This window comes from Pseudomonas sp., from assembly GCF_040514055.1.
Lineage (GTDB): Bacteria > Pseudomonadota > Gammaproteobacteria > Pseudomonadales > Pseudomonadaceae > Aquipseudomonas.
Genome location: NZ_JBEVDL010000086.1, coordinates 1 through 14,709, shown reverse-complemented (window position 1 = coordinate 14,709; position 14,709 = coordinate 1). Strand labels below are relative to the sequence as shown.

Genomic DNA, 14,709 nt, shown 5'->3' with positions numbered 1-14,709 from the left:
GGTCTTTACAGGTAGCGGGTTTCGTTGGGTGTCGATTGCCAATCGTTATGTCGCCCGTCCAGGTACTGCACCGGCGCATTGGCCAGCTCGCTGGGGGCGACATGGTCGAGGCTGCCAAGGGCGACGAAATAAAAATCCCCGCCCAGTTGCTCAAGATGGCCGTATCCAAAGGGATGGACGCCACAGGTCTTGCAGAACGGGTGGTGCACGCTGTTGGTGGCGAACTGGTAGTCGGTCAGTTCCGCCTCGCCCGCGATCAGGCGAAAGGCATCAGGCGGGAGCGTGGCATTCCAGGCGCGGGTCTTGCTGCAGATCGAGCAGTTGCACCTACCGGTGCCGGCCTGCAGATCGATATCGGCTTCGAACCGCACGTTGCCGCAGTGACAGCTGCCTTTGTAGGTCTTTTTCATGCTGACTCTCCCTGAGTGGATGCGCGCCTGACTTCCCTGGCAAGCGTTGCCGGCGATCGAACGCCGGGTGCCGTGCATAACGAAAATTAGTCCAGCTGCCCGCAACTGTCTATGGGCTGGCGCGGCATCGACCCGCTGCCGTGGCTGGCGTGAATCAATACACGGAAAGGGTGGGAGGCGGCCTGGCGCCCCCGTTGTCTGCCCAGCAGACGAAGGCCCGGCTGAGGCTTGCGGTTAAGCGGCAGCTCGCGGCTTATGGCTGCGTTTTGCTTTAGGTACCGGAAGGAATGGTGTGCTGGCTTAGGCGAACGTGCGGTGCGTACGGGCTTTGCCGAAGGTTGTTTCCTTTGGTGGGCGCGGTGTGCGAGGAGCGCGCCCCGGCCTGGCATTCTGGTCATCAACTGACAGCTCGGGTGCCCCGCCAGCTGTTATCAATGTACCTGTCAGCGGGCACCAGGATGAGCAGGCTGACCCCAGCCGCCGCTGCGATCGCCAGGTTGAAACCGGCACCCAGGTAAGTGGCCAGGAGAAACGTGGGTGGCCCCGAGAGCAGGCCCAGTAGCAGGATGCACAAGTAATAGCGCACCGTATGGGCCATCCGAAACTGCGCCTTGCAATGCTCGCAGCGATGGCGGCCGGTAGGGGCTGAGCAGTATCGTTTCCAGGTCAGTGAGTTCGCTTTTGCGCAGCTGGGGCAGATCATCGGACGTCCGCTAGGTTGAAGGGTAGATAAGGGGGCTTAGCCAAACGTCGCTTCCAGGCATGGCTGGCGACCTGGAGCCTCGAGCTGCCTGCCGTTTTAGCGGAGCTTAGCTGCATTGGACAGCGGCATGGGCCCGAGCGAGCAAGTCGCTTGTATGGACGGTTATTACGCGTGCTGGCCATGGTGGGTGTTCGGCGAGCGACATTGGTCGCCGCTTCACACGTTCGTCCACGGTAGGCGAACGCACCGCGCTCGTGCTTGAGAGGGCATTGGCTTACCCAGCGGGTGATCTGCGCGGATGAAGTGGCATTTCATCCCGCGATGCGCCCCTATGCCAACGGCAACTGGGCGGTCATTGCGCGATGACCGAGGCGGATTGTTGCAGAGGTATTCCCACCAGGCGATCAGCCAGTGCCGTGTGAGGGGTCTGGCAGCCAGGACGGACGGTAGGCTGATCCAGTTGGCTAATCGAGCCGATAATGGGGTGATTGGGATGGTTGGATGTGGCCAACTGCGCCACGACCTTTGGCGCCGTACGCTCTAGTAATCGGTAATGGCCTAACGCGGATTGACCGGGACGGGTATCGCGCTGATAGTCCAGCGCATGGCTGGCGCTGGGCTGAGTCTCGAAGCGGGTTTGCAGGCAGGTGCCTGGTGGCAGTGGCCATACCTTCAGGTCTTGCTGGACCGTGTCCGGCAGCGACGCCAGGGCCGGGCACTCAAGTGATCCTTCAGCGACCACTTCGAGCCTGACATAGGCCGCTGTCGGCGAATCGACCCGCCAGGGCTGTGCCACTGGATTGCCGGGGCGGATGATGGAGGCCGGTTTGCCGGGGGGGCGTTGCACCTTTATTTCCAGGAACGCCAGTTTGCGCAGGCTCAGCAGTTTGACGATGCTGTGCTCGTCCAGCGCGGTCACCTCGTCCACCACGCTGGTCAGGGCGAAGCGGTCAGGCAGCAGGGCCATTTCAGCCTCGCAGGCCTGGAGCGTGCTTTGCTGCTGTGCGATGCTGGCCCAGATGGCCGGGTCGCCGTACAGGTCGGTGCTCGTCGGAACCCGAGTCTGCCACAGCGACAGCGTGCCCAGCGTCAGGCCGGTGCACAGAACGGTGGCCAGTAGCGGGTGCTTGCGGAACATCAGCAAGGTCGCCAACGCGCCAGCGCCGCCGATGCCGATCAGGATCATCTTCAGTTTGGCCAATCCACCGGCAGCGGTGATCGCCAAGGCGGCCAAACCGGCGAGAAAACCCCAAATATCCATTTTAAGTACCTGCAGTATCGATGTGCGCGATAGCTGGCGCCGTGGCAGAAAGGCTCCCTCGCTCAGTGACGATGGAGGGGCGTTTCGATTGGCAGCGAGTGTGAGGGGCGCACACGGGGTAGGCAAGAGCCTCCACCAGAACTGCTCTGGCTTATGGGGTAATACAGGGGGTATTGGCCAGCTAAATTGACAGGGAGAAGCCTGATGCCTTACCAGATCGATCCGGCACACACCGCGGACGCAGCAGACTTGAGTCGGCTGATCCTGGCGGCGCTGCGCACCTCCAATGCCAGGGATTACCCCGCGGCGGTGATCGAGCGGGTCGAGTCCAGTTTTACCCCGGCCGCGGTCGCAGTGCTTATCGGGCAGCGCCAGGTTTTCGTGGCGCGAATGGCCGGGCGGATTGTCGGCACGGCCAGTCTCGATGGGGCGGTGGTGCGCTCGGTATTCGTCGACCCGGCCTACCAGCAGGCGGGTGTGGGGCGGCGCTTGATGGCGCATGTAATGGAGGTGGCCGGCGTGGCTGGAGTCAAGGTGCTGGCGGTGCCCTCATCGGTCACCGCGCAGCCGTTTTACGCCACGCTGGGGTTCGAGGTGGTGCGGGAACATTGTTACGAGGGCGAGCGCACCATCGTTATGCAGCGGGCGTTGACGCTCGAATCCAAATGATCCGCAAAAGCGCCGCCCAGGGTGCCGGTTAAACGCTGAGGGCGTTTACCTGATCCCGCGCGACGACTGCCACTCTTGGTTGACGGCCCGCAGCGGGACATAACTTAGGGTGGGCCGCCCAGCGCTCGATCACGCTGTGCTGGAACTGTCCTTGTAGGGGGCTTGGAGTCTGGGTTATTAAAGCCGCCCGAACCCCATGAGCTCCACCATGCGCCTTCTCTCCCGCGTCGCGTTCCTTCTATTTCCTTGCCTGCTTGCATGCACGGCCCAGGCCGTGGAAAGACCGGGCGACGATCGGCCAGCGGTGTTGCAAGCGTTACTGGATAAGGATGTCGCCCACCTGTCCATCCCCGGGGCCTTGTTAAGCGTCGAGGCCGGGGACTTCAGGTGGAGTGGCGCGGCCGGCCGCTTCGGTCCGGCAAGCCCGCGCGTGCTGGCGCCCAATGACCTGTTCAGGGCGGCGAGCGTAGCCAAGACCTTTACCGCGGCGGCGGTGCTGGTGCTGGTGGAGCGCGGCAGCCTCGCGCTCGACGCGCCCATCCGCGGTCTGTTGCGCCCGTCGACCGTCGCCCTGCTGGTTGAGGGTGGTTATGCCGTCGACAGGATCACCCTGCGCCATCTGCTGACGCACACCGCCGGGCTGTTCGATTACACCGAGACCGCCAGCTTCAACCAGCGGATCTTCGACGACCCGGCACACCACTGGACGCGCCACGAGCAGATCGCCCTGGCCATGCGCGAGGGTAGCCCGCTGGGGCCACCCGGCAGTGCCTACGCCTACGGCGATACGGCCTATGTATTGCTCGGCGAAGTGATCGAGGTGGCCACCCGCAGCGGGCTGGCCGAGGGGCAACGGTCATTGCTGAAGCTCGACCAGCTCGGCCTTGCCGACACCTGGCTCGAGAGCCTCGAACACGCTCCGCCGCAGGGTTTCGAGCGCCTCTCCCATCCCCTCTATGGCGAAGTCGATACGCGCGGCTGGGACCCTTCCTGGGACCTGTTCGGCGGCGGCGGGGTGGTGTCTTCGACCCAGGACCTGGTGCGTTTTATGGACGCGCTGTTCGACGGACGAATATTCGCCAAGCCATCGACCCTCGAACTGATGCTGACGCCCCCCGCCGTCGCGGTGGAGACGTTCCAGGGCCTTGACGGCGCCATGGGCATCAATCGCTTCGAGGCGAGCGGCGTCACCTGCTACGGCGGTTACGGCTTCTTTGGCACGGAGGTGGTCCGCTGCCCGGCGCTCGACCTGACCTTCGCCCGCACGACCAACCAGGCCGAACCGGAAGCTGGTTATGATGGCGATGCGCTGACCCTTGCGCTTATCGAGCTGTTCGCGCGGTAGCGCTGCGCGTTCCACAGTGGCCCTGGGCGGGTACGGCAGACAGGCTAACGTGGTTTTCCTGTTCGCTGGGTGCCGCGGTGGGAAAACGCAGCGCGCGGGCGAGAGGATCGCTGGCCGGGCCCTCAGGTCGCGGCATGGGCCCGTGGTAGCTGTCTGGCTGGCGGCTGGCTTCTATTCAGCGTCCTTATCCAGCAAATGGCCGAAAGTGTTCAACAGCATGTAGGGGATCAGCGAAACCCCCAACCATATCCATTGGTGGCTGTAAGCAACCCAGGCCCAGCATCCCCACGCCCAGAACGTAACGACGATTTTTAGAAAGTCATGCAAGGCCTGCCCTCGAAGACGAAGAAGGGAAGCGCCGCCTCAGCGAAGCGCCGTGGAGCACCCTTGGTCGGCCAAGGTGGTATTGCGCGATGGCGAGGAGTTTACCCCTCGCGCTCTTGCGAAAATACCGGTGGCTGCCCTCGGGTCGTCCACCGCGGGACCCAGGCGGTCGAGGGACTTGGCCAATGGCTGGCGCTTGAGTGCGCCGTATACATCCCCCGGATACGGTTCTTCCCGAGGGCGCAGGTCAGGATGGACGATGGGCCAAGCTGGGGGGCAGGGGATATCGCCAGACATAAAAAAGCCCGCACGGGGCGGGCCTCTTGAGGTGTTTCGTTGGCATCCTGAGGCATCTGGAAACCGGGCTTTGGTCGAGAGACAACCTTCTAACCATTCTCTGCAGGCCTTTGTTTTAAGGACTTTCAGGAATCAGAAAATTCTAGGGATACACGCAGGGATACACGTTGGGGCTCGCTGGGGCGTTTCTGGCGGCTCAGGCCTGAATATTGAGCGTAGGGCCTGGCGGTTTGCGGTCGAGCTTGCGCTGTTGCCCTGAAGTGCCCTGTGCTCATAGCAGTGGATCTTTAACTCTAGGTCGATAGCGCTTGTCGTGTGCCCTGCAGGGTAGGCAATTATCTGAATGCATGCTACATAGCATTCACGGGGTGGCTCTGTGCCAGCAATCAAGTTGTAGGGGGAGCAAGGGAATGCAATTTATTGCTAACGGTCCAGACATTCCGGATGAGCTATTACAGGCTCATGAGGAAGGTCGCGTTGTGTTTTTTTGTGGTGCTGGGATTTCCTACCCAGCGGGCTTGCCAAGCTTTAAAGGGCTTGTGGAGCAGATTTATAAGCTGACGGGGACGTCGCTTTCAGCTATTGAGCAAGAGGCATTCGGCCGGGGCCAGTTCGATGCCACGCTCGACTTGTTGGAGCGGCGCTTGCCAGGGCAACGTCTCGCCGTTCGGCAAGCCTTGGCGCAAATTCTTAAACCCAAACTGCGTCGCCAAGGTGCAACGGATACCCATGCTGCGTTGTTGAAGTTAGCCCGTAGCCGCGAAGGAGCGCTCCGCCTCGTGACTACCAACTTCGACCGTGTGTTTGATACGGCCGCCAAGCGCACTGGGCAGGCGTTCCAGGCATATCCCGCGCCGATGCTACCTATTCCGAAAAACAGCCGTTGGAATGGTCTTGTTTTCTTGCACGGTCTGCTGCCCAAAAAGGAGGATGACATTGCTTTGAACCGGCTGGTTATAACCAGCGGTGATTTCGGCTTGGCATATCTGACTGAGCGCTGGGCTGCTCGCTTTGTTAGCGAACTTTTTCGTAACTACGTGGTTTGTTTTATCGGGTACAGTATTAATGATCCAGTGCTGCGATACATGATGGATGCGTTAGCTGCTGATCGGATGCTGGGAGAAATTACGCCGCAAGCCTGGGCATTCGGCGATTGTGAATTAGGGCAAGAGGCGCACAAAACTATCGAGTGGGAAGCAAAGGGCGTTAATCCTATCTTGTATGATGTTCCCGCCGGCAGTTATGACCATTCGGCACTGCACAAGACATTGCACGCTTGGGGGGGGACCTACTGTGATGGCGTGATGGGCAAGGAACGCATCGTTGTCAGTCATGCTCTTGCGCGGCCATCAGGCAGTACACGACAGGATGACTTCGTTGGCCGTATGCTGTGGGCCTTGTCTGATAGGTCCGGGCTGCCTGCGCGCCAGTTCGCGGACTTCAACCCCACACCATCGCTGGATTGGTTACTTGATGCATTTTCACAAGAACGATATCAAAGCAGCGATCTCGCCCGCTTTGGTGTACAACCGAGCTACGAGATTGATACTAAACTACGCTTCAGTTTAGTGCGCCGCCCGGCACCCTATTCCCTAACTCAACCGATGATGTTGGTATCCGGGGGCAGTTCAGCTTCCCAGTGGGACGATGTCATGCTTCATCTGGCTCGCTGGTTGGTGAGACATTTAAATGATCCACGGTTGATAGTTTGGATCGCAGAACGAGGTGGACAGCTGAATGACCGCTGGTTTTTGTTGATAGAAGGGCGGTTGAATGAATTGGCTCACTTTGAGCGCGAGGGAAAAGTATCTGAGTTAGATGAAATCCGCAGTCATGCACCCAATGCTATACCCGGACCGCTGATGCGAACCCTGTGGGGTTTGCTCCTCTGCGGGCGATTAAAATCGCCATTTCGCGAATTTGATCTTTACCGGTGGAAAGAGCGCTTAAAGCGTGAGGGATTGACAACCACGTTACGACTTGAACTCCGTGAAGTTCTTGCGCCAAAAATTAAATTAAAGGAATTGTTCCGTTTTGGTGATGAGTCCGAAATTGTCGATGAACCTACCAATTTACGGCAGTTGGTTGACTGGGATTTGGTTCTGGCCGCCGGTCATATTCAGTCGATGCTTCGAAATCTTGTAGAAAATAGTTTAGCATCAGTCTTGCCGTCATTGCTGGAGGACTTTCAACAACTGCTACGCGATGCTTTAGATCTAATGTGCGAGCTAGGCGAAGCCAATGAACGTAGCGACCGGTCTGTTTGGGATCTGCCCTCTATCTCCTCGCACTGGCAAAACCGCGGTTACCGCGATTGGGTTTCATTGATTGAGCTTCTGCGAGACGCGTGGTTGGCGGTTCGCAACGTTGATGCACCCCGCGCTACGCGTTTCGCACAAGCTTGGTTTGAGTTTCCCTACGTAACGTTCAAACGCATGGCCTTCTTCGCCGCCAGCCAGGAACACTGCATCGCTCCCAAACAGTGGGTGGACTGGTTACTGAGCGATGGCGCTTGGTGGCTTTGGGCGCCGGCTACGAGGCGAGAGATTTTTCGGTTACTAATACTGCAAGGTCGCCGATTGGCAAAGTCTGCCCAAGTTCGGCTAGAGGTGGCTATATTAGCCGGTCCGCCGCGCGAGATGTACCGAGATGATCTTGAATCGGATCGTTGGCAGTACTTAGTCGAGCAATCTGTGTGGCTCCACCTCTCTAAACTGAACGCGTCAGGTCTTGTGTTGAGTGCTGCCACAACAGCGCGCCTGGAAGAACTTTCCCGTGCTTATCCGAAGTGGAAATTGGCGGTTAACGAGAGTGATGAGTTCCCGTACTGGATGAGTGGCACTGGCGACCCGGACTACGAGGACAATCGACAAGTCGATATTGCGCCACATAAACGGCATGTTTTGGTTCAGTGGCTCAAGCAAGCACCTTCCGCCCAGCGCCCCTTCATGGAGGACACATGGCGCGAGGTCTGTCGAAAGCATTTGTTGAACAGCCTGTCAGCGCTGTGTGACTTGGCGGAAGAGGGAAATTGGCCTGTTGGACGGTGGCGGGAGGCACTCCAGGTATGGAGCGAGAAGGGGCGGGTGTTGCGGTCTTGGCGATATGCTGCACCGGTGATACACAGAATGCCAGCAGCCAAACTTCTAGAAATTGCGCATGGCGTGACGTACTGGTTGCAGGAGGTTTCCAAGTCAATCAATCGACATGAGACCATCTTCATGGACCTCTGTCGTAGTGTGCTAAGCCTGCCGCTTGATGCTACCTCCGGCATTAAACGAAATGGCGAGCCGCTCAACGAACCCGTTACCGAGGCGATAAACCACCCGGTTGGGCAAGTCACACAGGCTCTGCTTAATTTTTGGTTGGAGGGTGAGCCGAGCGATAACGATCAGCTTCCAGCAGAAATCGAATTATTATTCACTGAGCTCTGCTATGTTCAGATAGATCGGTTTCGCCACGGCAGAGTACTACTAGGATCAAGGCTGATCGCGCTCTTCCGTGTGGATCGCCCATGGACCGAGCAAAATTTGCTACCGCTGTTCGATTGGAATGCCGATGTGGTGGAGGCGAAAGCTGTATGGACGGGCTTCTTATGGTCGCCTCGTCTTTATCGGCCTTTACTGGTTGCATTCAAATCACAGTTCCTTGAAACTGCCCGCCACTACGCCGACTTGGGTGAGCATGCTCAGCAGTTTGCAGCTTTTCTGACCTATGCAGCGTTAGGGCCAATCGATTGCTTCACAGTGCAAGAGTTTCGAGACGCTATTGGAGTATTACCTCAGGACGGGCTTCAAGAGTCAGCACAAGCGCTCTTACAGGCGCTCGAAGGGGCTGCTGATCAGCGAGAGGAGTACTGGAGGAACCGTATTCAGCCATTCTGGCTCCACGTATGGCCTAAATCGCGGGCCCTCACCACCCCTCGAATAGCTGAATCACTCTTTCGAATGAGTATTGCCGCAGGCGCTGAGTTTCCTGCAGCCTTGAAGGCAGTTCAAGATTGGTTGAGCCCAATAGAGCACTTAGATTACTCCATAAACCGATTGCATGAATCCGGGCTATGTGGACGGTTCCCAGTTGAAGCCTTGCGATTACTGAATATAATAGTCAGTGATCAGCCATCGCTACCTAGTGAGTTACAGACATGTTTAGGAGTGATCGCGCAAACAAGTCCAGGGCTGGCAAAAGACGCCTCATATCTTCGGCTCATTGAATATTGCCGCAAGAGGAATTTGATACGCTGAGCTCTCTGTGCTATTCGACAATGATTAAGGGGCCGGAGTGAATAAGATATTCACTCCGGCCCTTTTAGCCCCGGCCCTTTTAGCCAGGCTGCGGTAAAAACGAAGTCGCTGCTGGGATGCAGCTGCCCCCCAGCGGTGATCGCTATCGTCTGATGAGTGAACGGATCGAATACGAAGCTGCACTAGGCGGATTTCTCTAAGCAGCTATTAAAGAGAGTCTGGGCTTCTATTAAATTTATTCCTTTGGAATATTAAGCTTGAGCCGACAATTATCCCGCCGAAATACAATATTCCCAGGTCATATTCATTGTAGTTGTTAGGGGCAACAAATATAAGCACCACACCAGACACGATAAGTACGATCCCGAGCCAGAGCCGAGCCATTGAATTTCTTATCCCGTAGTGGGTGGCTAACAAAGCAATAAAAGCCACCGAGTACATCAGAAGTTCATTCATGATTCATCGATCCGCGTTAAGAATCTCAGAGCGTGCTGATCTCTGCGGGCCGATGCCCCCCGACACTTCCGCCTCTACGGCGACTAGAATATCTTGTTGATGATAAACAGGAAGTTCCCCCGAAACCATCTCTCGCCCTAAATATCCGCCAGGAATCCCAAGAAAGGGGTGGGCTCGGGCAGCCAGCGCTCCAAAGGCACCAGCAGCTATGTTGCCAACAGTTGCTTTCGAGACGTTCAAGCTTTCGGCCTGATCTCTTTCGATTGGTTTAGAAACAGCAATTCTAACCATGCAGGTGCGATCACCAGCAAGCATACGATCGTATAAAGAGGTGACCATTTGCGCAACTCTGAAGTTTGCGCTGGAGCCTTGAGCAAAGTTAATATGTCTTAACTGAGCGGCGTCCGCCGGCATGACGCTAACAGCACAAACCGACCAATGAATACCGTGTGAGCCAGTATATGGTTTCCATTCAACTCGCATATTGTTCCTCCCTGATTGACCTACAAGTGTAGGTTGTCTGTCACTTGCCATCTGTGACCCTGCTCACGGCCGGGGTTGAGGTGTATCCCCTCCCGTCGACCAGCCATAACGCCAGCGCAAGCCTGTGGAGCGAAAGAACCGTGAGCTGCACAAAGCCAACCAGATCCTGCGCTTGGCCATTGCGTACTCTGCCCCTCGCGTAGCTCGACCGAGGAAACAAGCCCTGAGGGCATTTGTGGATCAGCATCAAATGGAAAGGCCGCCACAAGAAGGCGGGGCATTTCAGTTTTCAAATTGCGGCGATTCATGTTGTCAACAAAAATATCGCCTTACCCCCCTTGTTCACACCTGACTAGAAAAATCCGAGGGATTCTGGCCCTAAGGGCACAACCGCTCTATCTCGGGCTTTTCAGCCTGGTTACCTGTGCCCTCGCTTTTTCAGCAGGGAACAAAAACGCGATTAATTTGTAACAGAGCCATTTTTGGTCGGTGGGCAGGCCCTCTATAACTAAGATCTGTGTTCCCTTGTTCCCTACATCTGTTTATTAAAGGGATCGCTGCAACCCGCATGGTTGCTGGGTTGTGTCCTTGTTCCCTTGGGAAAATGCATCTACTGCAACGGAGGACGCTGGCGAAACGATTGCAACGCGGGCGTGGTTTATGGTTTCGCCAGGGTTAAAGGGCCGTATGCCGGTTCTGCTCCGGGGCGGTTGTTGTGGGCTGCACTCGGCGCTGGGATGGGGCGTGTGCAGCCGATGCAACCCTCAGCAGTGGCGCGGATTTAAGCCCCCCTCGGCCCGCTCAAGCCTGCTCAGGAATGCCTAATTGCCCCACAGAAGGTGCTGGGCCGCGATGCACGTCCACCCCATCCCCTGGCGAGCGCTTTTAACGGCCGTACCTGCAGCAAAATGCATGTTTTTTCCCGGTGCATCGCTGGCAGCCGGCGCCAGGCCTGGCGGGGTGTTCAGGCGGGTATTTGAGTGCATCAAAAGCACTCGATTTAGCGGGCAGGTGAGGAGGGGGGATGACTGCGCGCGCCCGATGCTGGCCAGGCCTTACCAGCGCTCGCCAGGGAATGGGCGAAGGAGTGAGCAGGGCCCTGGCGCTCGATATACGAATGGGGACAGGCGCCTTTGGCGCGCAGCTGGACTGAACCTGGGCGTGGGTTCCGCTGCTTGGGTGTGCAGGCGTTTGTGCCGGCCCTCGGCCAACAGCCAGACACAAAAAAGCCCGCACGAGGCGGGCTTTTCTGGGGTGTTTCGTAGACATCCTGAGACATCTGGAAACCGGGTTTTGGTCGGAGAGACAGGATTCGAACCTGCGACCTTCTCGTCCCGAACGAGACGCGCTACCGAGCTGCGCTACACTCCGAATAAGCGAAATTGTACCGAAAAACTTTTACCGCACAAGGGGTTAGCGAAAATTTTTTAGGGACCGGCGGTTTTCAGTTGCTCGCCGTGGCGCATCGTTCGCCAAGGCTACTGGCCAGCCCAAATGTCATGGGCTGGCAAGCGGCTGCCTTAGAGTTCCTTGACGGTGCGAACCTGATCCTTGTTGACCCGGGCACGTTTGCCGTCGAGCTGCTCGAACTCGTAGAAGCCGGCATCCTCGTCGAACTCCGGTTCGTCCACGGCCTGGATTTCGCGGCCATCGGTCAGGGTGATGACAGTTGGCGAGGCGCAACCGACCAGGGTGGCGAGGCCCAGGGCGAGCAGGGCGGCGGGAAGGGTCCGGTGAATCATGGTGTGTTTCTCCATAAGGGCTACTGCGGGTATGAGTACTCAGAGGAATCTCGGCCGTCCAAGTTCCATTGAAACGATCCGATAAAGGCGTATTGCCGCTATCGGACCTTACAACGGAGCGGACCTTGGCGCCATGCTGCGCTTATTTGTCGGTATTGGGTGGCTGTCTGTGCGCAATGCCGGTTTTCGCCAGCAGAGAGGCTCCGCTGATGGGTATCGCTGCGCTCAACGCCATCCTACGGGGTCTGCCGGTTGTTTTTTTTCGCAACAGTTCGGGGTGTTGAAATTGGCCGGGGCGGTGATGGGTATCGCTGCGCTCAACGCCATCCTACGGGGTCTGCCGGTTGTTTTTTTCCGCAACAGTTCGGGGTGTTGAAATTGGCCGGGGGGGGATGGGTATCGCTGCGCTCAACGCCATCCTACGGGTTTTGCCGGGTTTTTTTCCGCAACAGTTCGGGGTATTGAAATTGGCCGGGGGCTGACGGGTATCGCTGCGCTCAACGCCATCCTACGGGGTCTGCCGGGTTTTTTTCCGCAACAGTTCGGGGGTATTGAAATTGGCCCGGGGGGGGGATGGGTATCGCTGCGCTCAACGCCACCCTACGGGTCTTGCCGGGCTTTTTACTGCAGCAGTTCGGGGGTGTTGAGGTTGGCCAGCCGCGGGTCGTCGAGGGCGCAGTCCAATGCCCGGGCGCCCAGGGCCAGCAGCGCGTGACGTGGGCTGCGGTCCCCGGCCTGCCAGGCCTGGCGTAGTCCCGCCAGGGCGGCGCGCGGAATCAGGCTGAACAGCGGCTGCCAGTGCGGGCCCTGGCGCAGCATCACCGGTTGCCCGGGGTGGGCGGCGCCGGCCTGGCGCAGGGCCTGCAGCAGCGGCCGGTCGAGCAGCGGCGCGTCGCAGGGCAATACCAGTACCTGGGCATGCCGCGCCACCGCCAACCCGGCCAGGATGCCGGCCAGGGGCCCGGGGAAATCCCCCTCGTCGTCCTGCACCAGGCGATCGGCGTAGGCGGCGTAGCGCTCGGCGTTGCGGTTGCAGGACAGGATCAGGTCATCGCTCAGCGGCCGCGCCAGGGCATGCAGGTGGGCGATCAGCGGCTGGCCGCGCCACTCCAGCAAGCCCTTGTCCTGGCCGCCCATGCGCTGGCCGCGGCCGCCGGCCAACAACAGGATGGAACAGCTGGGCAGTTCGAAAGGCTCGGTCATAGGGGGCGTTTGCGTCGGCGCTGATGGCGGTGGAGGGCTGTGATATAACACCGGCCTGCTTCTCTCACAACTGGATCGCGCCCATGACTGCCCAGGCTGACGCCCCCTTCGTGCCCTTGAATATCGCCGTGCTGACGGTCAGCGATACCCGGACCCAGGCCACCGATACCTCGGGCCAGTTGCTGGTCGACCGTCTGACCGCCGCCGGCCATCAGCTGGCCGCGCGCGTGTTGCTCAAGGACGATCTCTACCGGATCCGCGCCCAGGTCGCCACCTGGATCGCCGAGGATCAGGTGCAGGTGGTGCTGATCACCGGCGGCACCGGCTTTACCGGCCGCGACAGCACCCCGGAAGCCGTGGCCTGCCTGCTGGACAAGCAGGTCGAGGGCTTTGGCGAGTTGTTCCGGCAGATCTCGCTGGCCGATATCGGTACGTCCACCGTGCAGTCGCGGGCCCTGGCGGGTTTGGCCAATGGCACGCTGGTCTGCTGCCTGCCCGGGTCGACCAATGCCTGCCGCACCGGCTGGGATGGCATCCTCGCCGAGCAGCTGGACGCCCGTCACCGGCCCTGTAATTTTGTCGCCCACCTCAAGGCCGCGGCGCCCTGCGAGTCGCGCGGGTGAGCTCGGCCTTGATGCCCCTGGAGGAGGCGCTGGCACGGCTGCTGGCGCTGGCCGACGCCAGTCCCATCGCCGAGCGGCAGTACGTGCCGCTGGCCGAGGCCGAAGGCCGGGTACTGGCGGCACCGCTGATCGCCGCGCTCGACCTGCCGCCCTGGCCCAACAGTGCCATGGACGGTTATGCCCTGCGCCAGGCCGACGCGACGGGCGCGCCGCTGGTGGTCAGCCAGCGGATTTTCGCCGGCCAGGCGCCCGCGCCGCTGCAGGCCGGCACCTGCGCGCGGATCTTCACCGGGGCGCCACTGCCTGACGGCGCCGACTGTGTCGAGATGCAGGAAAACGCCGAGGTGCTGGCCGACGGCCGGGTACGCTTCACGGCGCCCCTTCGCCCGGGTCAGCATGTACGGCCCCAGGGCCAGGAGTGCCGGCGTGGTGACAGCCTGTTGCCGGCCGGATCGCGTCTGGGCCCGGTGGAGCTTGGCTTGGCGGCGTCCCTCGGCCTGGCCGAGCTGCCCCTGGTGCGGCGGCCACGGGTGGCGCTGCTGTCCACCGGCGACGAGCTGGTCGAGCCCGGGTTGCCGCTTGGCCCTGGGCAGATCTACAACAGCAACCGCGCCCTGCTGGCCAGCTGGTTGCGCCGGCTGGGCTGCGAGGTCGAAGACGCCGGCATCCTGCCCGACGACCTGGCCTTGACCCGAGCCCGGCTCGGCGCGTTGAACCAGGTCGACCTGATCCTCTCCACCGGTGGGGTGTCGGTGGGCGAAGCGGATTTCCTCGGCCTGGCGTTGCGCGAGGAAGGCGAGCTGGCGTTCTGGAAACTGGCGATCAAACCCGGCAAACCGCTGACCTTCGGCCATTTCCGTGGCGTGCCGGTTATCGGTCTGCCCGGCAATCCGGCGTCGACGCTGGTGACCTTCGCGTTGCTGGCACGGCCTTATCTGCTCAGACGCCT

10 protein-coding genes, 1 tRNA gene and 1 pseudogene are annotated in these 14,709 nt (G+C 59.7%); 6 read left to right on the top strand and 6 right to left on the bottom strand.

Annotated features, from left to right (window positions below; all coding sequences use genetic code 11):
* Positions 1 to 5: 5 nt before the first annotated feature.
* A complete protein-coding gene (locus tag ABWY06_RS23745; RefSeq protein ID WP_353928059.1) occupies positions 6 to 410 on the bottom strand; it encodes a GFA family protein in 405 nt (134 codons plus the stop codon).
* 1,055 nt (positions 411 to 1,465) lie between these two features.
* On the bottom strand, positions 1,466 to 2,374 hold the full coding sequence (locus ABWY06_RS23740) for a hypothetical protein (RefSeq protein WP_353928058.1): 909 nt from the start codon (positions 2,372 to 2,374) through the stop codon (positions 1,466 to 1,468).
* Between the two features lie 204 nt (positions 2,375 to 2,578).
* Here ABWY06_RS23740 and ABWY06_RS23735 point away from each other — a divergent pair, with 204 nt between their 5' ends.
* From ABWY06_RS23735 to dsr1, 3 genes are all read left to right on the top strand, one after another.
* A complete protein-coding gene (locus ABWY06_RS23735; RefSeq protein ID WP_353928057.1) occupies positions 2,579 to 3,043 on the top strand; it encodes a GNAT family N-acetyltransferase in 465 nt (154 codons plus the stop codon).
* Positions 3,044 to 3,251: 208 nt separating this feature from the next.
* Entirely contained in the window at positions 3,252 to 4,388 is a 1,137-nt protein-coding gene (locus ABWY06_RS23730; RefSeq protein WP_353928056.1) for a serine hydrolase domain-containing protein, read from the top strand.
* A gap of 1,031 nt (positions 4,389 to 5,419) precedes the next feature.
* Positions 5,420 to 9,253 carry an anti-phage defense-associated sirtuin Dsr1 gene (gene dsr1 / locus ABWY06_RS23725; RefSeq protein WP_353928055.1) on the top strand — a complete coding sequence of 1,278 codons (3,834 nt, stop codon included), beginning with the start codon at positions 5,420 to 5,422 and terminating at the stop codon, positions 9,251 to 9,253.
* 459 nt (positions 9,254 to 9,712) lie between these two features.
* Here the strand turns inward: dsr1 and ABWY06_RS23720 are convergent, their stop codons facing one another.
* Positions 9,713 to 10,192 carry a hypothetical protein gene (locus ABWY06_RS23720; RefSeq protein WP_353928054.1) on the bottom strand — a complete coding sequence of 160 codons (480 nt, stop codon included), beginning with the start codon at positions 10,190 to 10,192 and terminating at the stop codon, positions 9,713 to 9,715.
* 118 nt (positions 10,193 to 10,310) lie between these two features.
* Between ABWY06_RS23720 and ABWY06_RS23715 the strand changes: the two are divergent.
* Positions 10,311 to 10,442 (top strand): annotated as a pseudogene (locus ABWY06_RS23715) (IS3 family transposase); the annotation flags it as partial.
* A 1,044-nt stretch (positions 10,443 to 11,486) separates the two neighbouring features.
* On the opposite strand, the gene ABWY06_RS23710 reads toward ABWY06_RS23715, so the two are convergent.
* From ABWY06_RS23710 to mobA, 3 genes are all read right to left on the bottom strand, one after another.
* Positions 11,487 to 11,563 (bottom strand) — tRNA-Pro (locus ABWY06_RS23710).
* A 149-nt stretch (positions 11,564 to 11,712) separates the two neighbouring features.
* Positions 11,713 to 11,934 carry a YgdI/YgdR family lipoprotein gene (locus tag ABWY06_RS23705; protein WP_353928053.1) on the bottom strand — a complete coding sequence of 74 codons (222 nt, stop codon included), beginning with the start codon at positions 11,932 to 11,934 and terminating at the stop codon, positions 11,713 to 11,715.
* A 621-nt stretch (positions 11,935 to 12,555) separates the two neighbouring features.
* A complete protein-coding gene (mobA, locus tag ABWY06_RS23700) occupies positions 12,556 to 13,137 on the bottom strand; it encodes a molybdenum cofactor guanylyltransferase MobA (RefSeq protein ID WP_353928052.1) in 582 nt (193 codons plus the stop codon).
* Positions 13,138 to 13,220: 83 nt separating this feature from the next.
* Here mobA and moaB point away from each other — a divergent pair, with 83 nt between their 5' ends.
* Positions 13,221 to 13,760, top strand: coding sequence for a molybdenum cofactor biosynthesis protein B (gene moaB, locus ABWY06_RS23695; protein ID WP_353928051.1), 540 nt, complete (start codon positions 13,221 to 13,223; stop codon positions 13,758 to 13,760).
* 11 nt (positions 13,761 to 13,771) lie between these two features.
* Positions 13,772 to 14,709 (top strand): molybdopterin molybdotransferase MoeA (locus ABWY06_RS23690; RefSeq protein WP_353928072.1); only part of this gene is annotated, 938 nt, incomplete at its 3' end.

Excerpts from the sequence above, each read along its gene's own strand:
- ABWY06_RS23745 (WP_353928059.1), bottom strand. The coding sequence starts at position 410 with ATGAAAAAGACCTACAAAGGCAGCTGTCACTGCGGCAACGTGCGGTTC.
- ABWY06_RS23740 (WP_353928058.1), bottom strand. The coding sequence starts at position 2,374 with ATGGATATTTGGGGTTTTCTCGCCGGTTTGGCCGCCTTGGCGATCACC.
- ABWY06_RS23735 (WP_353928057.1), top strand. The coding sequence starts at position 2,579 with ATGCCTTACCAGATCGATCCGGCACACACCGCGGACGCAGCAGACTTG.
- ABWY06_RS23730 (WP_353928056.1), top strand. The coding sequence starts at position 3,252 with ATGCGCCTTCTCTCCCGCGTCGCGTTCCTTCTATTTCCTTGCCTGCTT.
- dsr1 (WP_353928055.1), top strand. The coding sequence starts at position 5,420 with ATGCAATTTATTGCTAACGGTCCAGACATTCCGGATGAGCTATTACAG.
- ABWY06_RS23720 (WP_353928054.1), bottom strand. The coding sequence starts at position 10,192 with ATGCGAGTTGAATGGAAACCATATACTGGCTCACACGGTATTCATTGG.
- ABWY06_RS23705 (WP_353928053.1), bottom strand. The coding sequence starts at position 11,934 with ATGATTCACCGGACCCTTCCCGCCGCCCTGCTCGCCCTGGGCCTCGCC.
- mobA (WP_353928052.1), bottom strand. The coding sequence starts at position 13,137 with ATGACCGAGCCTTTCGAACTGCCCAGCTGTTCCATCCTGTTGTTGGCC.
- moaB (WP_353928051.1), top strand. The coding sequence starts at position 13,221 with ATGACTGCCCAGGCTGACGCCCCCTTCGTGCCCTTGAATATCGCCGTG.